Origin of the sequence: Tunturiibacter gelidiferens (assembly GCF_014201335.1) — a bacterium.
Taxonomy (GTDB): Bacteria; Acidobacteriota; Terriglobia; order Terriglobales; family Acidobacteriaceae; genus Edaphobacter; species Edaphobacter lichenicola_E.
Map to the genome: position 1 here is coordinate 99,279 of NZ_JACHEB010000003.1, position 21,210 is coordinate 120,488.

Consider the following 21,210-nt stretch of genomic DNA (forward strand, 5'->3'; position numbering starts at 1 on the left):
AGGGTTGCGTTGGGAACCAATTTGGTTCCATTAGGAAACATGCAGATAACAAGCGAATTGCGACTGAGGGCAAATTCACGCGGTTCCATAGGAACCGCTCCTGAAGTTCGCAGCAAGAAGGACCAGCCATGCTTTCACACCCCTCTGAAATCGAAGGCCACCTCCAGCGGCTTAAGGGACGGGAGACACGCACGCAGAGCATCGCAACGCGGTTTACCCGCAGCGAGGAAAGGGCGTTATTGCGGGTTGCCGCAAGCTGCGGAAAGAACCTCCGCGAATGGGCGCGGGAAATCCTGTTGAATGCCGCGAATGAACAGCAGAGCAGCGATGGCATGGCGTTGTTTGCCGAAGTGCAAGCCTTGCGTCTCCTGCTCATCAACACCCTTGAGCCGTTGCTGCGGGGCGAAAAGATGACGCCGGAGCAATTCAAAGAAATGCTCCGGTACGTGAAAACCAATAAGCGCAAGGCGGCGGCAGACATGCTCGCCAGCTATGCAGAAGGGACATCGGAACAGCCATGACCGACACACAATGGGGGCGGAAAGAGACTATCGTCCGTCCGCCTCACTATCCCGTATACAGCTTCGGAGCCGTCTTCGTTGCACTCGCCGTCGCCGGTCTCTGCGTCTATCTCCATCTTGCTTTCGCAATGAGTCCGCTACAACGCTACTATCTCTCCTGCTATGTCGAAACGGGCTTCCTGGGCACGATGCGCCAGAGCAGCGAGTATCAGCTTGTGATGGTTGCCGACCGCCTGCATCACGTCCGGCCTGTTACCGAGGCCGATGTGCAGCCAGGTTCCACACCACAGCCGATTGGCAAGCCGATTCCACTCGCACTTTCGCCGGCTGCTCGCGCCGCAGGGGTTGTTTTTCTGTATCGCGGAGCGAAGGTCGATTACATGAATCGACCGCTCCATGACTACCTTCGCCGCTTCGTTTACGACGGAGCAACGTTCGTGGGCATCTTCCGTCTTCCTCTCTTATCAGGGCTTGCCGCGTTTCTTTTCCAGCTTCCGTTCACCGTCCGTAAAGATATTCAACGGCTCAAAGAGCTGAAGTACGGGCGACTCTTGAAAGGGCCGGTGCTCGTGTCGCCAGAAGGCTTCAACAAAGCCGTCCGAGGCGATGGCGTCGGATTCAAAACCACCGAGTCGAAGCACCTCATGCGTATCCCGCTACGTGCCGAAGGACAGCACATCGAGATCATGGGCGACACCGGCGCGGGCAAGTCCAGGCTGGTCATGCAGCTCCTCGTACAGATCAAGGAGCGCGGTCATTCTGCCATCGTGTATGACCCTGCTTGCGAGTTCGTGCAGCGATTCTATGACCCCAGCCGCGGCGACATCATTTTGAATCCTCTCGATGCACGCTGCCCCTATTGGGGACCATCGGAGGAGCTGCGCCGCCGTGCCGAGGCCAGGGCCATTGCCGCGTCCCTGTATCAACCGACCACAGACAAGAAGGGTGAGTTTTTTACCGAGACTCCGCAGAAAATTTTTGCCCATCTCTTGACCTTCGGCCCATCGCCGCAGGAGTTGGTGGAGTGGATGGCGAACCCCGACGAGATCGACCGTCGCGTCCAGAACACGGAGATGGCGATGATGATTGCGAAGGGAGCGCAGCAGCAGCGCAACGGCGTTCTAGCCTCCCTCGGTTTAATTGCCGATAGCCTGCGAATGCTTCCTCGGAAAGAGAAATCTGCGAGTCATTGGACTGCAACCGAATGGGCGGAAGAGCGCAAAGGATGGATCTTCATTACATCGAAGCCCAGCGAACGCGAGGCCCTGCGCCCGCTTCATAGCCTTTGGATTGATTTGCTTGTATTGCGTCTCTTGAATGAACCGAAAGAGAGCCAGCATCCCGTCTGGTTCGTGCTGGACGAGCTGGCGAGTCTGCAACGTCTGCCGCAGTTGCATACTGCGATCACAGAGAACAGAAAGGCGAAGAACCCGCTCATCCTTGGCTTTCAGGGCAAGGCCCAGCTTGAGATGATCTACGGTCATCTCGCTGAGGTCATGCTGTCACAGCCGGCCACCAAAATATTCCTGAAAATCACGGAGCCGAAGGCCGCCGAATGGGTGTCAAACGCCATTGGCAAAGTTGAGATCGAGCGGCTGCGGGAGACACACTCCACCGGCTTACGGGCAGGCAACAATTTCAGCGTGGAGCGCCAGGTCGAACCCTTGGTGCTTGACTCGGAAATCTCCGGGCTCCCCGACCGGCACGCTTTCCTGAAGTTGGGAAACATGGTCGCCAGATTCTCGTTTGCCTATCACGACATCCCGGCCACGCAGCCCGCGTTTGTGCCGCGCCCGCTGGACGACGATGAGCTTACCTTCGATCCAAAAACGCTCACGAAGAAGCCACCGAAGTCTGCGGATATAACCGTAACCACCGTTCCCGACGATAGCGAAGACGAGCCGGTCGAAACTGGATTCTCGTTGGGAGATTAACTATGTTGACGATCTCCAAACCGCTCTCCGCATCGCAAGCGCAGACGTACCACGCCAAGGAGTTCACGTCTGCCGAGCAGAATTATTGGAAGCAGGACGACCGGACTTTGGGCGAGTGGCATGGCAAGCTGGCTGAAAAGTTCGACCTCGCAGGAGCCGTGAGCGAGGAACACTTTGCGCGGCTCGCGGACGGCCAACACCCTCATACCGCCGAGCAGCTTGTACGCCATCGCGTCGTCCAGGAGTACGAAGGCGCGGACGGGAAGACAGTCGCGCCGGTAGAACATCGTGCCGGTTGGGACGCCACATTCTCCGCGCCCAAGTCGGTGTCCCTCACCGCGCTCGTCGGTGGGGATGACCGGGTGCGGGACGCGCACCGGGAAGCGGTGAACGTCGCTTTGAGCGAACTGGAAAGGTACACGCAGGCCCGCATCGGCGGCAACCACGCCGCCGAAACCACCGGCGAGTTCATCGCCGCAAAGTTCGAGCATGACACCGCGCGACCCGTGGACGGCTACGCCGCGCCGCAGCTCCACACCCACGCCGTCATCTTCAATGTCGCCGTGCGCGACAACGGACAGACGCGGGCCTTGCAGGAGCGCGGCCTGTTCGAGTCACAGCAGTTTGCCACTGCCGTGTATCAATCGGAACTGACCTATCGCCTGCGCAATCTCGGCTACGAAATTGAACCGGGACGCAGTGGCGCACCAGAGATCAAAGGCTACTCGCAGGAGTACCTTGACGCCTCCAGCCCCCGCAGCCGGCAGATACGCGAGCATCTGGAAAGGGCCGGCTATCAGGGACCGGAAGCCGCGCAGATCGCCGCGCACTCTACCCGTGACAGCAAAGAGATTGACTCGCCCGCCGAGGTGCTGGCCGCTCATCGGCAGATCGCCGCCGTGTTCGGCAACCAGGCAGACAAAGTTGTGATGGACGCACGGAGGCGTAGTCAGGAATATGCGCCCGAGCACGACCGGGAGAGCTCGCAACAGGTGGCACGGCAGGCCGTCACCTATGCCCGCGACCGCAGCTTTGAGCGTGAGGCCGTCACCGACGAACGCGAGCTTTACCGCGATGCCTTACGACGCGGCATGAGTGAAACAACGTACTCGGAAGTTCGTGCCAACTTCGAGTCGCGTGTCGCAGCCGGGGAGTTACAGCTCGTGCCCGGCCAGAAGCATGACAGCGGGAGGCAGTTCACCACGGCAGAGACCCTCCGCGCCGAGAAAGAAATCCTGCGCCGGATGCAACAGGGGCAGGGTCGCGCCGAGCAGATCATGCCCATACAAGCTGCCGTCGCCCATACCGAAAAGCAGCGGCATCTCAACACCGGACAGCGGTCTGCCGCCGAGGAGATTCTGACCTCGCGCGATGTCGTGCAAGGGCTGGAGGGACGGGCTGGTGTCGGGAAAACAACCCTCTTGAAATCGGTTCGTGAAGCAGCCGAAAAACGCGGCTATGTTGTCGAAGGCTTCGCCCCAACATCCCGCGCCGCCAATCAGCTCCGCGCCGCCGGTATCTCTGCCGACACCCTACAGGGTTTCCTCGTCCGTCCCGGCCAGCCGAATTCCGCCCGTCATCTTTACATGGTGGATGAATCCAGTCTTGCCAGCACGAAACAGGTCCGCGCCTTCCTCGCCAAACTGGAATCCAGCGACCGCGTGTTGCTCATCGGAGACACCCGCCAGCATCAGGGCGTTGAAGCGGGCAAACCTTTCGAGCAGTTGGTCAATGCCGGGATGAAGACCACGCAGCTTGATCAGATCGTGCGTCAACGAGCAGCCCCGGAACTGCTGAAATCGGTCGAGCATCTATCGCGTGGCGAAGTCGCAGAGGGCGTCGCCCTGTTGGAACAACAGGGGCGCGTTACGGAGATTGCCGATGCACAGCAGCGTATCGCGGCGATTGCGCGAAGCTACGCTGCCAACCCGGACAACACCATCGTCGTCTCACCCGACAATGCCTCGCGCCGTCAGATCAATCAGGCCGTGCGTTCCGAATTGCAAGCCCTCGGCACAGTCGCCGCAGAAGATCATGCGATGCGTGTGCTCGCACCGCGTTCCGATATGACCGGAGCCGACCGTACCTGGGCCGCTCGCTATGCCGTCAATGACGTACTCTACTATCCGCGCGGCAGTCAGGACATCGGCATTGAAAAGCAAAGCTATACGAAGGTCATTGCTACCCAACCAAAAGACAACCTGCTGACCGTTCAAAAAGAGGACGGAAAAGCTGTCACCTACAACCCTGCGCGGTTATACGGTGTGACCGCCTACCGCGAGTTGGAACGGGAGTTTGCTGTCGGCGACCGTTTGAGCTTTACCGCGCCGTCCAAAGAGTTAGGTGTTGCCAATCGCGACCTTGGCACCGTGCAACGCATCGACAAAGACGGCCAGCTCTCCGTAAAGATGGACAACGGCAAAGCGGTCAGCTTCGATGCCAATCAGATGCGGCACTTCGATCACGGCTACGCGGTCACCAGTCATAGTTCCCAGGGACTCACGGCGGAACGGGTCATGGTGAACCTCGATAGCCACGTTCATGCAGACCTCATCAACAAGCGTTTCGCATACGTGGCCGTTTCGCGGGGATCGCATGATGCCCATATCTATACCGATAATGCGGAGTCTCTTGTCGAGAAACTGTCTCACGATGTAGTCAAGTCGTCCGCACTCCAAACCGGACAACAATTTGCTACGGACCAAAGTGCGTCATTGCAACTGTAGAGGGCCTTGCTTGCCGTTATGGTTAACGTCCCACAACGATCTGCCCCAGCTTGGTGCGGAGGAGGGGACTTAAACTCCATGCCTCGCCGCGCTCGCACCTCAACCTGAAGATAAGTCATCACCGGGTATCCCTGAGTTCCAAGTTCCTGATTCTTATCATGGGGCTGTATCCCGGAGTATCCCCTGGTATCGCAGTTTCACTACAAAACCGCTACAAACTTTCCATCCATATAATGATTGGAAATGAACGACCCCGTGCAAGAACTGTGGCAAGTAGCGCCGACTTTGGCCGAGCTGAGAAAACTGCCCGCAGAACAGAAAGACCGACTATTTCTAGCGAAACTGGCTCGGATGAGCCGTCACGATGGCAGCGTCCTCAACAAGGGCAATTTGATGCTAGGCGGCGATCCGTATGGATTTGCCCATGGCTTTCCAGACGGAGAGAAGCAGCTCGTCAAAGAGCATCTTCTGGGCGCGCCATGGACACGGCTGGTCAATGAAGGCTATTTGGTCGATCTGAACGGTCAGGGATTTCACAAAGTCTCAATCGAGGGCCATGAATTCCTCAAGCAAGACGAAACCCCTCTGGAGCCAGCGCAAGCCATTATTTCGAGGCAGCTTCCCGCTCGTGTTGATGGCGCGCCCCGCGTCTTTCTGTCCTATTCGTGGGAGGGTGACGAGCACAAGGCCTGGGTCAGGGCGCTCGCCGAAAGGCTACAAAAGGACGGCATCCAGATTCTGTTCGACAAATGGTATCTCAAGCTCGGACAAGACAAGCTTTACTTCATGGAACAGGCTGTGACCCAAAGCGATTTTGTCGCTATCGTGTGTACCGAGAATTATGCGGAGAAGGCCAATAGTCGTGAAGGCGGCGTCGGGTACGAATCGATGATCATTACCGGCGAAGTCGCCGAACACATGCTCACCGACAAGTTCATCCCCGTACTCAGGCAAGGATCTTTCAAAACGTCGCTTCCGATTTATTTGAAGAGTCGTTTGGGGGTCAACCTCAGCGCGGAGCCATATAGCGAAGACGAGTATGAGGAGTTGTTGCGGAAGTTGCACGGGGAGACCCTTGAGGGGCCTGCGTTGGGTAAGAAGCCCGACTTCAGCAAGAAGCCCGCAAAATCAGCCTCAAGCCCAATCGCTAAACCAATCGCATCGCTTCCGACGACCTCACCGGCTGCGGCCATTATTGATATTCATCATGGAAGGAACTCCGTGTTGACCGTCGATGACCTGAGGCTCCTGCTGGCCGCAGCAGCCGATGCCGGCGGCAGAGTTATTGTCCAAAGCACCTTTGATGGATATTTCGTACAGGCCAACGGAGAGAATTTTGCAGAGGATACACCACGCTCTATCGCAGCTTGGAAACGAACACTTCGACGGCTCGTTGATATGGGTTACCTATTTCAATTGAGCGACGAAGTTTACGAAATGACTCAAGAAGGCTTTGATCGTGCCGATAACGAAGAGGCCGCTAAGCCGTTGTCGCTCTATTTATCCTTTGCAGGAGACGTGGATAACCAGTCTCTATTGATCGAGTCGAACAAGCCGATCAAAGTCAAAAGCGTTGACCTTCTGATGTCTTCGGAAGCTTCGATTACAACCATAGACGTGAATGGAAAAATCACGAATAAAACGTCTGTACTAATGGTTCATGAGAAAGTTGTTCTTCTCTTCAATGCACCGAGGCCCGACAAAAATACTTGGGATCACTCTGGCCCCGCAGCGCTGCGCATCGTTTACGTCGCGTCCGGGCGAACAAGCGATGTAGTCTTGCCGATCCTGCTTCAACCTGCAATCAAAGACAACACTCAATGGATAAAGCTCACGGGATCAAAAACCTTCCTGCAAGCATCCGGAGGGGCTGTTGCGGAGCGGAAGGAAGGGTCGTACCTTCTGAATTCCCTTGAAGACCGCCCGAATGGTATCCTTCACGCCCATTACGAGAAGCCAGGCACCGCAGGCCGTTTAAATGCGGCCATTCGACGGTGGGACGTGCAAGGTGAGGTCAGATACAGCTTCGAATCAGATCGCGGCGATGAATTTGTGGGAAGTAAGAAGGATGTCATTACAAACTTTTTCCTGTTCAATCAAGGCTTGATCCGTGAGGGCTATAGACGCATGAGTTTTATGCCCGGACCAGACCCTGATTTTCAGTCTCTGTGATGATGCCCCTATGAGCAATCTCGAAGTCACTCAGAAGTCGGCCCCTATGGCCTCACGCTATTTCCAGCCTTGGATTGGCTCGGGCTTTTCGCAGAGCCGAACGCTTTTGATCAGCGAAAGCGCCTACGATTGGCCTGGCGAAGATGGCAATATGTACACGCCCCAGCCTACGCATCCCCAGGAATCTATGGAATGGAACATCGACCATTTTGGCAAGAATCGGTATTTTAGCCAGATCAATCGCGTTCTTTGCATGAAGCCAGCGCCAACGCGTGAAGAAATGCAGTACGCATGGCAGGAACAAGCATACACGATTTATGTTCAGGAATCCGTCGGTGTGATGCCAAGTGTTCGACCAAAAGCGGCTCACTGGACTGACGCCGGCCCGCACCTTTTGACGCTGCTTGAAGAGTTACGGCCACTCAAAGTCATCATCACGGGAAGAGATGCCTGGAATCGCATGCCAGGCTGCTCAGCTCGTCTCCTAGATGACATTCAGGCGTATAGGCTCCAAGACGGCGCCTTCGTATGGTGTCTTGCCCTTCCACACCCTGCAAATCGCAACGAGGGCTTTGCGTGGGAACGCATAGGAGAGTCAATCCGGTGGTTTCGTTCAACCCAATTCCCTGAGCGATAATATCCGCGAGCAAGTTCTCTCTCATTTAGGCTAGGAGCCCATCCCGTCGGGCAATCGCCTTGGTCGAAAATCAAGCCAGACGAATAAAACCGAATGCTCGGACGTCCGTGAACTATGATGTTTATTATTTGGGGCCAGCGCAATGGGCGATTTCCCAGAATCATTATTCCGCGCGATTCCCCACATTGCTGGCGATCTTACAGCGCTGATCGGTTATGTCGTTGCTTGCTTTGCTTGGGTGATTGTTGCCATCAAGGTTCAACGCAACAAGAACCTTCTCAAACATCTCGACAAACTTCCGAAGAACCAGCGGCTGGAAGCCCTGCGCCAGGAAATGGGTGCAATTCCCATACCCGACAACATAACTGCCACTGAATTCCTAAGAGCCCGATTGCATTCTTATTATTTTTGGGCTTCCATGACATTGCTCATTCTATTGGCATTGTTGGGAGCTCTGGCCATCAGATATAGACCCACTCCTGCGATCACTCTTGCCCCGAAGGACTTATCTAGCGCTGTTTTTTCTGGATTGCAACAAGCTCAAACCAAACAAGAAGGCGAACAGGATGACAAATATATTCATGATTGGGAAACCAAGATTCGGTACTTAGATTTAGGTAGAAGTTCATCTTACTATTTACAACCTTCACAATTCGGTGCAGCGTCAGGACAGATTGAATCTGGGAAATCGCTTGGTTTGTTTTGGATCGACGCCCGGAGCCTGTTCAGGTTGTTTATCGAATTCACGAACGATCAGTCTACTGGCTATACCGTCACAAGTCTCAGCGATAGATTTAAGCCTCAGGTGCCGTTCCTCGGTGACCCCACCATTCTCTTGGGGTCGAAGCCCCTCAATTTCTTCGGAGACAGCTTCGTCTATTTTGGCGGTGGTGGATCGGGAGGAAATATCACAGTAGTGAGGATAGGCGGCGACACGAGCAATGCCGCTCGTTTTTCTTACTTCACATACGTGAGCACCTCTGAAGGGGATCAAGAGGCTTCCTACGAGCTGAGCCATGCTGCAGAGAATGACACCGACTTGATCGACAAAACACTCGATGGTGACGCCCCTATCTCAGCTGGAGGACAGGGTCCCAACCCTTTCAATTCATTTTCTGCATACACAACACCCCATGACAGAGAACGCTATTGCAACAAGGAAGAATTGAACGAAGCAACGGCGAAATACAAAGGCGATCCCTCCAAATATAGTTTCTTTTCCTACACTGAAGATCCTGAAGCGGAATTCGAAAAATGCAGCTTTCCACTTTGGTATGTAAGGCACTTTGACGTTTATCAGGACGCAATGAATGCGCGAAAAGCCATGCAATCACAGTAGAACTCGTAAAGGTCTCGCGGTTTCAGTTTTTGCGTTTGAGGTCATATTTTCTCTCCAATGCGTGAAGTTTTTCCAACCAATCAAGATCACCGGTAGAAATTGCTTGAGCTATCGCTTGCGGCAACCATGCGATTGTTGTCCACTTTTTCATTTCAGCCGACTACCACCCTCATGCTGTCATGCGTGAGGGTTATCGTGATCAGATCTAGATCGGGTGGCGGCGGCGGTTTTGGCTTAGACTTCATCACTAGACCTGGGCTTCAGCGGCAGTTAGAGCCAAGGGCGCAAATACGTGTGCCGCCGTCGCCGTTGAAAGATTCAGGAAATCACGCCGTGTGAGTTTTCTGCTCATAATGTACTCGGCTCTAATCTATAGATATTGGAATCAGAGGTCGCAAAATCCGTGTAAACCTATCTGTCCGGATGAGCGGAAGTATACAGGGCAGTACAATCATCGCTGGAGAAATATGAACGTCCAGAAAGGCACATTTCGGCTTTGGGTGGTGCTGAGTGTGCTGTTCGTGATTGTCGTTGCGGCTTTCTCCTACGACAACATCCACACCGAGTTCAGGAATGCCTACACTGACTGGAACGCAGTGGCTACCAAGTTGGGTGGCGAGAACATGGTTCCCGCCGATTGTGAGAAGGCCAGAGGAACCGCCGGAACTGACTACAACAGGAATGACGACGGTTTTTGCTGGTACGAGTTTTCCAAATTTAGGTCTCTCTATCCCGAATATAAGGATGTAAACGACAAAGAGCTGGACAGAAGGCTGTACGCCAAAGCCGGTAAGCCACTCGTTGAGTTTCACCCTTGGCAAAAGCTGGCGAAGGTCGTCTTGTTTGCCGTCGGTGTACCGCTTGGCTTCCTCGCACTGGGGTATGCGCTGTTTTGGGCCGTGGCAGGATTCAGATCTCAACCGAGCAAACAGCCTCCAAACGCTGGAGATATTTCTTGAGAAGAACCCTCACAATTTTGATGGTTGCTATCGTGTCCTTCGTCCTTGGCGTCGGATGCATGTATCTGGTCAAGCGACAGCCGAAAGCGCCCGCGAGTGATGGATGGATTACGGTATCCGTCATCGACCCGATTGGATACTCGCTTGACTATCCGATCGATACTCACCCAACACCAAAGGCAATGGGGCTGACAGGTAAGATAAAGTTCCTGACGCGTGACAACGGAAACCAGCTTGGGTTCATTCTGAAAATTCCAATCGAGCCAGTCCCGACAAAAACGCTGCCCATAAAGGACCAGCAAGAGGAGAAGCTCGCCAACGGTTTCACTTTCGGTCCGCCTGACCAGCTTCACCTTGAAGGCCAATTCGATTTCATCCTGAAAGATTCTGACGGATTCGTCCTTCAGAAAATATCGGCTACGGAGCAGAACCTCGCAGCGGGTTCTGATAATCCTACGCAAGGGACGGCAGATGGAATAATCCCGCCGTCGATAGTCGAGCGCACCAAACAGGTCCAAGCAAGCTTTCTGGTCAAGAGTTGCTATCCGTGCAAGTGAAGTGAGAACGCCCAATGGCCATAGACAACCCGTTTGACCAAGTAGAAAAGCATTACCCAGTCGGCTCCGAGGCACCGCTGGCGGAGCTAACCCTTGGCTCAGCTACTGTCGCCTTAGGCTTTCCTGCCGCCAGCCCTATCGCAATCCTCTTTGGGTTCCTCGACAGTTTCAACACTTCAAAACGCCAAGATCGCGGCGAGGCGTTTATCCGGGCGTTGATCGAACAGTTCAAAGGTCTGGAATCGTCGATCAAGAACATGAAGACCGACGTGGCTGAAGTGCAAGCAGCTCTGCGTGTGGCGATTCACAACGACATTGACGAGATGAACGACAATAAACGCGACCGGTACATCAAGATTGCCACCTCTGCGGTGTCGCTCCAAACGAAGGTCGTTGATTTGGTGGGTTTCATCCGTGATGTTGAGCAACTTGGGGAGAGGGACATTATCGGCCTGAAAGTGTTGAACCGAATCATGAACAAGCCGAGCGACTGGCAAGACGTGCAGACAACGGCCGCTACAAACCAGAAGCCAAAACTGCACCCGAATACTTTCATCCAGCGCGCCCAGGAACTATCCGTCAATATGGCCCACGCGCTAACGAATAATCCGCAACTCACGAACGGCGATCAGTTCAGCCGGGAAGAGGGCTTACAGATTTGTTTGCGGCTGCAGGGGTTTGGCCTTGCCCAGGAGATTGCAACCAGCCCGCGTGAGGTTCCGATCTCAAACTATGCTGCGCGTCTCACAGGCCGTGGCCTCATGTTGCTCAAGTTGCTTGGTGAAGACGTGCCGAACTGGAATAGATATTTTGACCAAAATGGGCCGTTATAATTTCGGAAGTTTGAGTCTGAGGAGAATGGTATGCACTCCGGTGTTGACTGGAAATCGGCACCGAAGACCGCGCAGTGGTGGGCGGTAGACGCCAACGGGGAGGCTCATTGGTTCAAGTCGTCCAACGTCACTCCACTCACTGACTTTTGGTACACGGATAGTGAGCAAGCGCCTCTGTTTGGATATGACGGTGACTGGCGCGAAAGTCTGACCAGAGGGCCATGAAATTGTTCAATTCGCGTTCTCTTTACTGATTACGTCGTCGAGGTAGGCCAAAGCTTCTTGGGCGCACTGCTCAGGTGCCTCCTGAACATCGCAAGACTTGAGTGGATACTCTACGTTGCCTTTGGAATGCGCTGCATAAGTCGAGTATGTGAACGAACTCTTGAACGCCGCAGGAGGAGAATTGGCAAAGCGCGATCCACAGAAGACAAAGCGGAATAAACTGATCCAAACAATGAAGACCGAGCTGCGAGAACTCTTGCCAACAGTTCTTGAAGAAACGGGACTCAGAGACGAGAAAGAACTAAATGCCATCATTGGCCACAAAACCGATTATGTGATCGATCTCAAGCACGCTGTAATCCTTGCGCCTGATCAGTATGAAGCACTGTGGATGGCAGGCTTCAACAAGCAGCTAGAGGAGGAAGGTGAAGCGTTCGGCTTCGGTGAGTTCTTTGCTATTGCCAGAAAGTCGAAAGCCTTTCGGCGATATCTACACATTTTCCTCAGGCGGTCATATCTGAAGCACTACGACGAGTATCACAAGGCGAGGCCTGAGGTAGAGGAAGCCGAAATTTGGATCGGACAGAACAACGCGGACTACGGGCTACTTGTAACACCGCGCTTCAAGGATGGCCGCTGGGAGAATGATAAGAGCCATATCCGGCGCTTCAAACCTCGCTACTGGACGATAGGTCACGTCCTAGAAACGGGACTCGTAGTGCCTGACAGCGCCGACCCAATGCGGTTCGCTAATGTCGGTGAGTACCTCCGTTTTTTCGAGCATGTTCTCGTTCGCCACTCAGCTTCCTCTTATCAGAGGAAAATTGCGGCAATGTACTCTCAGCTGGTGCGGGACTCCGATGACCCCCTGAATATTCCCCTTTTGATCCCAGAGCTGCGATACAACGGTCGAGAAGCAAAACACGAACATCGCCTAGATTTCTGCATCATCGATCCCGACACCTTCGATAAGGTAGGTTTCGAGCTATCGCCGTGGTCCTCACATGGACGCCTCACCAAGACCAAGGAGAAGACCACGAAAGCAGTGAATGAGGAAGCAAAAGGAAACTTCGAGAAGGAGATGCGGAAGCTGAAGAAGTATTTTCAGAAGCATGGTATTTACGCGCTCGTATACACCGACAGCGATCTGGCGGATATCACATCCGTATTTGTAGACATCGCAAAATATCTGCAAACCTCGGGGCCCGCCGCGCAATATAGCTTTGCCGAGATTGACGACTTCTTTAAGTAGGTACGTTCGCTTACTCATCCGCTACCCATCTCACTTCGAGGAGTATCGCCACGAGTGTTTTCTGCGGAGCCAACGACGATGAGGCCGAACGCAGCCAGAATGACTACCAAAAAAAGACATGGATGACCCGTCTGCGTCCCGGCATCGACTGGTTATCGTCGGCTTGGCTCATCATTCGCTTCAGTCGGATGAACCGATCTCTCTGGCGTCTATGATGAAGATGTTCCGAAGTAGCCTTGCTAACCAAATCACGCATAATGCGGGCGCGAGTTGAGAACCCCTCTCTATACGTAGAACTTGAACGGCAGTCGCGGTTCGCTTCCATCATCAAGCGGTGCTGCTATCAAAACATCCCCCACGTCGTTGGCGAACTTGATAGTCACGGGCAGCCGATCGTTGAACAGACAGGAATTGAAGTTGATCTTCGTCAGCCCCAAAATATCCTTTAACACTGTTTCAAGTCGACATTCTCCCCGTTGGACTCTTACCAGCAGAGGGTTTGGAGTTTCCGGCCCCATATACGTATCGAGCCTTGGGACATAGCCAGACGTCCACAAAAACGCTGTCGTCGAGTTCAATGGCAAGGCCGTTCCCCGAACGGTAGGATATTTTCCCATCCGGTACAGCTTTAGGTCGTCGAACGCGTCGGAAATTTGAACCCCGATGACTTTTGTCGCTGTGCCTGCCCCACCTTCGAATCCCTTCCACTCTTCATCTGTGAAGTTCGAGCCTGCATGAATGAAAAGCTCCTTCGGCGGTTCGTTGTGTTGCCGGCGATACTCATCAATCACTAGGGTCACGAGTCGTTTGGCTGCATCGTCATCCAGATGGAATTGCTTGGTGTCTGCGTGGAACCATGGCCCTAAAGCACCGCGAAAAACGATTCCTTCTCCGTTGGTGAGAAACATCTGTGCCGCGCAACAGGCATGCCGATCATTTGTTGTCAGCTCCGTTCGTTTGTAAACCAAGCCGACATAGCAGACACCAGGACGAACGTCCGCGAGCTGCCATGGGCGGCCACCACCCTTGTAGTACGCACCCGTTCCTAGCTTCCATGCGAGCGTCGCAGGATCTTCAAGCTTTCGCAGTGGCATTCCATTCGTTGTCCGGACTATTTTTGGTACATTCGATCTGCCAAAGCAAGCGAGCACGAACTACGATCCGGCGACCGGCCGACGGGGTCAAAGCCATTCCTGCCGATTTCAAACACTTCAGCTAGCGACATTTACTGAGTCAATGGAGTGCTCCCGTTCGTGAGCGGAGCATTGCATTGTAGGTGTAATTACACCTATACTTTTCAAAAGGTGAAACTGGCTATCCGATGACAAATCCGGGAGATCTCGGTTGCAGCTGTTACAAACTACGGCAGGCGTCGCGCTTGATATCGCGCACGTACGACACTTTTTTAGCTCCATGCAATATCAGTATCGGGCAGTTCGGCTTGCTGGCGACACTGGCTGCCTGTAAGGAGATTCCTCTCGCCAAACTGGCAGAAATGATGCAGATGGACCGAACTACGTTGACGCGCAATCTCTTGCCGCTCGAAAAGCTTGGGTATATAAAGAGCAAACACTCTGAGGATCGTCGGCTGCGAGCCCTGTCGTTGTCTGCGTCGGGTAAAGATGCACTTTCCAAGGCGAAGCCACGATGGCGTGAGGCTCAGCGGAGCCTGGAGGATCAACTAGGTTCCACGAACGTTGCCCTCCTCAACAGAGTCCTCGATTTCACGGTCACACAATTTCCAGCTACGACAGCATCGCGAATCCGCACGGAGCGCTCGTGAAAGGAATTGAGTTGGAGCCAGAACGTCGGATAGTCGTAACGGGAGTCGGACTTGTGAGCCCGGTTGGGATTGGAACTGAGGAGACGTGGGAAGCGCTATTGCGGGGAGACTCAGGGATCGCTCCCATCACACTCTTCGACGCATCCCGATTTGCGTGTCGATTCGCTGGAGAGGTGAAGAGCTTCACGCCCGAAACCTATGTTGATCGAAAAGATATCAAGAAGATGGGGCGGTTCATACAATTCGCCATGGCCGCATCCGAGTTCGCCTTGACCCAGGCGGGCCTCCAGATCACGCCAGAGAACGCGGAGCGAGTAGGCGTATACGTAGGAAGCGGCATCGGTGCCTTCGAGGTAATCGAACGGGAGCATGCCAAGCTCCTCACGGGCGGCCCTGATCGCGTCTCACCATTCTTCATCAACGCGACAATCGCGAATCTGGCCTCGGGACAAATCTCGATCAAATATGGAGCGACGGGACCAAATCTTACTTGCTCGACCGCCTGCACCACCGGCGCGCATGGTATCGGCGAAGCGTGGCATATCATCCGTCGGGGCGATGCTGATGCAATGATTTGTGGAGGCAGCGAAGCGGCAGTTACCCCTCTCTCAGTCGCTGGCTTTGCCGCCATGCGCGCACTTTCAACGAACAATGAGAATGCGGTGAGAGCCTCGCGCCCATGGGATTGTGAACGTGATGGATTTGTAGTGGGCGAAGGTGCTGGAGTGCTGGTCCTGGAAGAGTTGACACACGCCACACGACGCGGAGCCACCATCCTGGCGGAGCTTGTTGGTTATGCGGCAAACTCGGACGCCTTCCACACCAATGCTCCGCCTGAGGATGGCCGCGGCGTTCGGCGAGTGATGGAGTTGGCGATGAAGAGTGCTGGTATCAATCCCTCACAAGTTCAATACCTCAACGCCCATGCAACTTCGACCCCATTGGGAGACCGCGCTGAAGCTCAGGCGATTCTTGATGCCTTCGGCGATCACGCTTCAACCCTGCTTGTGAGCTCCACAAAATCCATGACTGGCCACTTATTGGGTGGTGCTGGCAGTCTTGAAGCTGGAATTACAGTGCTAGCGCTCCGTGATCAGACTGCTCCTCCGACGACCAACATCGATCACCTCGACGAGAGCTGCAGACTAAATCTGGTGCGCGACAAGGGAGTCGCAATAGTATGGAATACGCGATGTCGAACTCATTCGGCTTCGGTGGCACTAACGCATCGTTAGTGTTCCGTCGTTCTCTCCAACCATAAGGTCTGCGTCATATGAGTTAGATTTGAGTAATCGAAGAGCGGGGGCTGGCGACATTTACAGACTGGACGGTCTCAGCAAAACGATGCACGACAGATCGTCGGTCCTTCCTCCACGCCATGCCGATTCTCCATGCTGCCGCGGGCATGTTCGTAGGAAAGAATTTAATCCCCGGAACCCTCATCCGACGGAGCGCAGACGGCACCAGGCTGACCCCGAGCCCTGCTCGAACCAGATTGAGTACTGTGAACGGTTCCTGAACCTCCTGAACGACGTTTGGTGCGAACCCTGCGGTTGCACAGATGCTTAGCGCGTGCTGATAAAGGGTGCTGAAAGTGGAACGCGCAAGGAGAACAAAAGGCTCATCTCGAAGGCTAAGCAAGGGCACCTCTCTCTCCTTGAATTTCGCAGCCGCGACCACAATCAGTAACTCTTCCTTAAGCAATCGTTTGGTCTCTATCAGCGGGCTGGATACCGGAAGCCGAACGAACCCCAGGTCGATGCTTCCATCCTGAAGGGCCTCGATTTGCTTTCTGGTAGGCATGTCGTACATCTCAAGAAGCACATTCGGGTACGTTTTACGAAATGCAATCACCGCGCGTGGCAAGAGGTCATTAACGGCTGCGATACCGAAGCCTATCCGCAGATTTCCGACCTCGCCTCTCATCGCCTGCCGTCCAAATGACTCCAAAGCTGCCACGTCGCCAATGAGCAAGCGAGCACGTTCCTTCAATGCCTCTCCAGCTGGGGTTAGGGCAACGTGTCCAGTAGTCCGGTCGAAGAGACGCCCTCCAAGTTCCGCCTCAAGACGTTTTATCTGTTTGCTGAGAGCGGGTTGGGAGAGGTGAATTTTCGCCGCCGTGCGTCCGAAGTGTAACTCCACTGAGAGCGCTACAAAACTGCGTAAGGCATCCAGATCAAAGCTCATTCCAATAGGTTATCAAGACGCGGTCGACATTTCATCGTCAACTTCACCCAATAGCTACCTCAATGGGTGTATTCCATAGATATGCCCTGGTTGGCAGGGAAACCGCACGGAAACGATGCCGGTGACTCTCACCTTCCGCGACGACTTGATTGCGAGCGAGCATTGATCGATGCGTCCGGTCTCTTCGGATGTTCGTGGCCGCGCAATAACGCAATCACGTCAAAAGAAAGGAAAATCATGTGTTCCAACCATAAACAATTCACAGTGACTCTCGGATGTGCCGTAACTGTACTGACTGCGGGAATGCTGATGGTCACGCCAACCGCTCTGGGACAAATGTCGCAAATCAACAATCCCGATTGGTCGTTGCGTTCCCCCGCTATTCATTGGCCCACCGGGCATACACCGGCAGACGCCGATCTTTTCGCACATAACGAGCTGCTGATCCACTCAGCCTGCTCATCCGTCTGGCCATATCTCGTTGATGCCCAGACCTGGCCCGATTGGTATCCGAACTCACATAACGTCAAACTGTTAAACAGCTCGGACGGTAAACTTCATCAAGACACGCGGTTTGCCTGGAACACCTTCGGCGTACACATCGAGAGCCGGGTTCATGAGTTCGCCCCATCCAGCCGAATTGGTTGGTTCGGTTATGGAACAGGGATGAGCGCTTACCATACATTCCTCCTGCTCCCTGCACCGGAAGGTTGCCGCGTCGTGACAGAAGAGGTCGTAACAGGATCGGGCGCAATAGAGTTTCGCAAGACAGATCCTGGTGCGATGCATAGAGGACATGATCTTTGGCTGTCTTCATTGCAAAATGCGCTTAGCCGTTCGACGTCGGACGCGACAAAACCCCTAAGCCCGAAATCACAGGCACCTGGATTTTATCGTGCAATGCTGGGTTCATTCGAGGTCACTGCTCTTTCGGATGGCACTGCACCACGGCACGTCGATAAAATCCTCAGCAAACCTGATATTGCCGTATCAGAGTATGCGGCGGACCATGAAATGGAACCAATTGACCTTTCCATCAACGCATACCTCATCAACACGGGCGCTCATCTGGTTCTCATCGACACAGGTGCCGGAGAACTGTTCGGAGCCACAAGCGGCCTGCTCGTTACGAATCTAGAAGCTGCCGGATATCGCCCCGAGCAGATCGATACGATACTGCTGACACACATTCACGCAGACCACTCAGGCGGTCTTTCCATTGGGGGATTCCGAGAGTTTCCCAAAGCGACCGTGTATGTCGACGAGCGCGACCTCGAATTCTTTGTGACGAGGAAGGACGATTCTAATGAATCTGAAGCGCGGATCACGTCCATCAAGCAATCTCGGGCAACTGTCGGTCCTTACCTAGAGGGGAAACAGATCTCGGCGATCAAACAGAACGGAGAGATTGTTTCCGGTATCACCTCACGCAGTCAGCCGGGGCACACGCCGGGACACACTGCATTTCTGGTGCAAAGCGAAGGTCATGGGTTGCTGGTTTGGGGCGATATCATTCATTCTTCGGAGGTCCAGTTCGAGCATCCCGAGGTCACGGTGCAGTATGACGTCGATGCCGGACAGGCCGCTCAAACGCGATCACAACAGCTGCAATTGGTCTCCGATAAAGGGTGGCTTGTAGGTTCCGAGCATATTTCCTTTCCCGGGTTGGGACACGTTCGTAAGGTCGGTTCCGTATACCAATGGGTGCCGATACCCTACAGCGCGACAGTTACAGAACTCGACCCTAAGTAGGGCAAGTGAAATTCCTCGAGACCAGAATGGCCGATGTCTCGGTTGGCCTGTCCTGCAACCGAGACACGAGAGAGCCTGCTCAGAAGCGCAAAGTCGGTAGAGATTGGGTCCGCCAGATCATCCTTGCGACCTACTATCTTTGCTCTACTGCTGCGATGGCGCCTGCCCAATCCACCACCGGTGAACTGCCACATCAGGATAATCAAATTTGGCCCGAACTCGATATTTACAATAAGGTAGGATCGCACCTTGATTTAACCCTCATCTCGCAGGGAAGATTCAGCTTCGATCTGCCCAATCCTGAGATTTATGTGTTTGGGATAGACGCGAACATTCTGGTGAACAAATATCTTCTGATCACTCCTTCCTACTATTTTTACAGGTTTGATCAACCGGCGAAGAGACTTGGATACGGACAGAATCCGGTTTTGGCAGCAACGGTCGAAGTGACGAAGCACCGATACCGAATCGATGATCGCAATCGCTTCGTTGCCGTTATCGGTGGTGGTGATAGCTTCTGGGTCTATGGAAATCGTCTGCGAATCGAACAAAAATTTACACGCAGCCGGGACTTTGTATTCGCCTGGGATGAACTGTTTTATTTCTCCAGCACTGGCGCTTGGCAACGAAATCGTGCCGCTGTGGGCTTTCACAAATCCTTCGACGAGAGGCTCTCAGTTGAGCCTTACTTCCTCCACCAAACCGACGGCCACAGCCGGCCAGGCGATCTCAATACGCTCGGAATAATCTTGAATGTGAGGCTACGATGATCTCAATTTCTCGATAGCATGAAGGTTATTAATTCATCTGGACACGCTGTTTTCCTATGTCAAGGACGTTAGCCGTCGGTATCGGTTGCTGTCGCCACGTTGTACCCAATATGCCATAAAGAGCGCTGGCGCGAAAAGGCATCTTGATGTCTTTTAGATCCTTGGGATTCGTGGAGGCAAGCAACCACCAGGTTACGGGTGCCTGTGTGATATCGAAACCAGCATCGTGAAGGAAACCCAGGCTGACTCTTCCACTTTGTGCCTCAGCGTGGCGGTCCATATTGTTCTTCATGGCATGATTGGCGAAGCCAGTTACGAACCCAGGCCGGGAACGAAGACTCCGCCCGCTGTCCCTGCGATTTGAAGTGCCTTCATCCTTTCCTTAGCGGGTAATTCTCGGAGGCCTTCCTTTTCTATCGCTGTGGCAATGCCATCGGCTAGTACGGTGGCGAGTTGTGTATCGTTCTGCAGTCGTAAAGCGACTTGATAGGGCACAAGAATGATTCCACTGGGCAAAGCAAGGCCATCGCGTAGTTTTTTCTGATCGACCAATTGAAATCTGAAGTTGATCTTGCTGGGATCTCCCTCAGACAGCACGCGTTGAAAGGGGGGAATTAGCCGGGCACCAATCGCATCGACCCGCTGCTGCATGGCGTCGTCGCGGTAGGCGGGAATTCTGTGTGCATCCAGTCCGTGAATAGCCTTGCTGATATGGCGTTGACGATCTTCCTCATCGACTGCCGACGGGTCGAACTCATTCTTGTCGCGTAGCCTCTCTTCCTGCTTCGCGATGTCGTTCTTTGAAAAGGCAGCCTCGTCGGCAAGGATCGTTCCGTCCGCTCGAAGCCGACCGGAGTAACGTATCCATACATTTGTCTGCACCTCTCCAAGACCAACCATTGGTGGATTGAAGGTACTCTTTGTAGCCTTTGCGATGACGATCCGATATCCATCGGCTCGTACGATTAGCGCTCCCACACCATCAGAAGTCTGTTCTTCCGTCAGCATCCGGTCGATGACGGCAAAGCCGATGACGCTGCTGCCTACAAAACTCTTCTGTTCGACACGGGTCGCCGTCAGCGTATTTGTCTTTTTATCAAGTAAACCAAAAACTGTAACGCTCTCCCCGAGAAAGTGCTGAGGACAACTCTTCCCGCCGATGTTTTCGCTGGTGTCAAAAGTCTTGCCTTCCCCACCGCGGTCTACGCTTCCAGCTGCGTTCACCTTCACATACCCCGTAGTCGATGTGCATATGACACGAATGCCATTCATTGTGAATGTCTCAGGAGAGCCCGGATCTGTAACGAAGCCACTTAGAGATGACTGCTGTTGAGCCAGCGCATATAGCGGGACCAGAAGGGCAAACCGACTTAGGAAGGAAACGAATCGAGACATGACGTACAAACTCCGATCAATGAAGTTGGATTAACCATCGCTCTGAACGGTGGCGGAAGGATGAACATAATTGCCACATAGAGAGTCCCCGCAGGAGTATGAAGAAGGCGCCGTCCACCTACGTGGGTATTCGCTCTCAATCGGTATTACCTCTCAAAATACGAGCGG

General features: G+C 53.9%; 18 protein-coding genes and 1 pseudogene. 15 read left to right on the plus strand and 4 right to left on the minus strand.

Annotation, left to right across the window (positions count from 1 at the left end):
- The first annotated feature begins 239 nt into the window (after nt 1–239).
- The 11 genes from HDF14_RS06675 (at nt 240) to HDF14_RS06725 (ending at nt 13,155) form a co-directional block, all read left to right on the plus strand.
- The gene (locus HDF14_RS06675; protein ID WP_183974834.1) at nt 240–521 is read left to right on the plus strand and encodes a hypothetical protein; all 282 of its coding nucleotides are present in this window, start codon (nt 240–242) and stop codon (nt 519–521) included.
- A complete protein-coding gene (locus tag HDF14_RS06680) occupies nt 518–2,455 on the plus strand; it encodes a type IV secretion system DNA-binding domain-containing protein (protein ID WP_183974836.1) in 1,938 nt (645 codons plus the stop codon). The genes HDF14_RS06675 and HDF14_RS06680 overlap by 4 nt, the downstream gene beginning before the upstream one ends.
- 2 nt (nt 2,456–2,457) lie before the next feature.
- Nucleotides 2,458–5,181 (plus strand): MobF family relaxase, encoded by a 2,724-nt coding sequence (mobF, locus tag HDF14_RS06685; RefSeq protein ID WP_183974838.1) that lies wholly within the window; start codon nt 2,458–2,460, stop codon nt 5,179–5,181.
- Nucleotides 5,182–5,424: 243 nt separating this feature from the next.
- Nucleotides 5,425–7,353 carry a toll/interleukin-1 receptor domain-containing protein gene (locus HDF14_RS06690; protein WP_183974840.1) on the plus strand — a complete coding sequence of 643 codons (1,929 nt, stop codon included), beginning with the start codon at nt 5,425–5,427 and terminating at the stop codon, nt 7,351–7,353.
- A gap of 10 nt (nt 7,354–7,363) precedes the next feature.
- Entirely contained in the window at nt 7,364–7,990 is a 627-nt protein-coding gene (locus HDF14_RS06695) for a uracil-DNA glycosylase family protein (protein ID WP_183974842.1), read from the plus strand.
- Between the two features lie 142 nt (nt 7,991–8,132).
- Nucleotides 8,133–9,329, plus strand: coding sequence for a hypothetical protein (locus tag HDF14_RS06700; RefSeq protein WP_183974845.1), 1,197 nt, complete (start codon nt 8,133–8,135; stop codon nt 9,327–9,329).
- Between the two features lie 467 nt (nt 9,330–9,796).
- Nucleotides 9,797–10,288, plus strand: coding sequence for a hypothetical protein (locus tag HDF14_RS06705; RefSeq protein ID WP_183974846.1), 492 nt, complete (start codon nt 9,797–9,799; stop codon nt 10,286–10,288).
- Complete coding sequence (locus tag HDF14_RS06710) at nt 10,285–10,845, plus strand: hypothetical protein (RefSeq protein ID WP_183974848.1); 561 nt, start codon at nt 10,285–10,287, stop codon at nt 10,843–10,845. Before HDF14_RS06705 ends, HDF14_RS06710 begins: the two co-directional genes overlap by 4 nt.
- A gap of 14 nt (nt 10,846–10,859) precedes the next feature.
- Nucleotides 10,860–11,678 carry a hypothetical protein gene (locus HDF14_RS06715; protein ID WP_183974850.1) on the plus strand — a complete coding sequence of 273 codons (819 nt, stop codon included), beginning with the start codon at nt 10,860–10,862 and terminating at the stop codon, nt 11,676–11,678.
- Nucleotides 11,679–11,708: 30 nt separating this feature from the next.
- Nucleotides 11,709–11,903 carry a hypothetical protein gene (locus HDF14_RS06720; protein ID WP_183974852.1) on the plus strand — a complete coding sequence of 65 codons (195 nt, stop codon included), beginning with the start codon at nt 11,709–11,711 and terminating at the stop codon, nt 11,901–11,903.
- A 181-nt stretch (nt 11,904–12,084) separates the two neighbouring features.
- Complete coding sequence (locus HDF14_RS06725) at nt 12,085–13,155, plus strand: topoisomerase (RefSeq protein WP_183974854.1); 1,071 nt, start codon at nt 12,085–12,087, stop codon at nt 13,153–13,155.
- 284 nt (nt 13,156–13,439) lie between these two features.
- Here HDF14_RS06725 and HDF14_RS06730 read toward each other — a convergent pair whose 3' ends face one another.
- Nucleotides 13,440–14,063, minus strand: coding sequence for a hypothetical protein (locus tag HDF14_RS06730; protein ID WP_221304586.1), 624 nt, complete (start codon nt 14,061–14,063; stop codon nt 13,440–13,442).
- 470 nt (nt 14,064–14,533) lie between these two features.
- Between HDF14_RS06730 and HDF14_RS06735 the strand changes: the two genes are divergently transcribed.
- A complete protein-coding gene (locus tag HDF14_RS06735; protein ID WP_260698084.1) occupies nt 14,534–14,938 on the plus strand; it encodes a MarR family winged helix-turn-helix transcriptional regulator in 405 nt (134 codons plus the stop codon).
- An 11-nt stretch (nt 14,939–14,949) separates the two neighbouring features.
- Nucleotides 14,950–16,199, plus strand: a pseudogene (gene fabF, locus HDF14_RS06740) (beta-ketoacyl-ACP synthase II).
- A 17-nt stretch (nt 16,200–16,216) separates the two neighbouring features.
- Here fabF and HDF14_RS06745 read toward each other — a convergent pair.
- The gene (locus tag HDF14_RS06745) at nt 16,217–17,125 is read right to left on the minus strand and encodes a LysR family transcriptional regulator (RefSeq protein ID WP_183974858.1); all 909 of its coding nucleotides are present in this window, start codon (nt 17,123–17,125) and stop codon (nt 16,217–16,219) included.
- A 237-nt stretch (nt 17,126–17,362) separates the two neighbouring features.
- Here HDF14_RS06745 and HDF14_RS25990 point away from each other — a divergent pair, with 237 nt between their 5' ends.
- A complete protein-coding gene (locus HDF14_RS25990) occupies nt 17,363–18,877 on the plus strand; it encodes an MBL fold metallo-hydrolase (RefSeq protein WP_221304587.1) in 1,515 nt (504 codons plus the stop codon).
- Between the two features lie 26 nt (nt 18,878–18,903).
- Entirely contained in the window at nt 18,904–19,647 is a 744-nt protein-coding gene (locus HDF14_RS06755) for a DUF2490 domain-containing protein (protein ID WP_183974860.1), read from the plus strand.
- 28 nt (nt 19,648–19,675) lie between these two features.
- On the opposite strand, the gene HDF14_RS06760 is transcribed toward HDF14_RS06755, so the two are convergent.
- Together HDF14_RS06760 and HDF14_RS06765 are read right to left on the minus strand one after the other, a co-directional pair.
- The gene (locus HDF14_RS06760) at nt 19,676–19,927 is read right to left on the minus strand and encodes a hypothetical protein (protein WP_183974861.1); all 252 of its coding nucleotides are present in this window, start codon (nt 19,925–19,927) and stop codon (nt 19,676–19,678) included.
- A 32-nt stretch (nt 19,928–19,959) separates the two neighbouring features.
- A complete protein-coding gene (locus HDF14_RS06765) occupies nt 19,960–21,042 on the minus strand; it encodes a hypothetical protein (RefSeq protein ID WP_183974863.1) in 1,083 nt (360 codons plus the stop codon).
- Between the last annotated feature and the right edge of the window lie 168 nt (nt 21,043–21,210).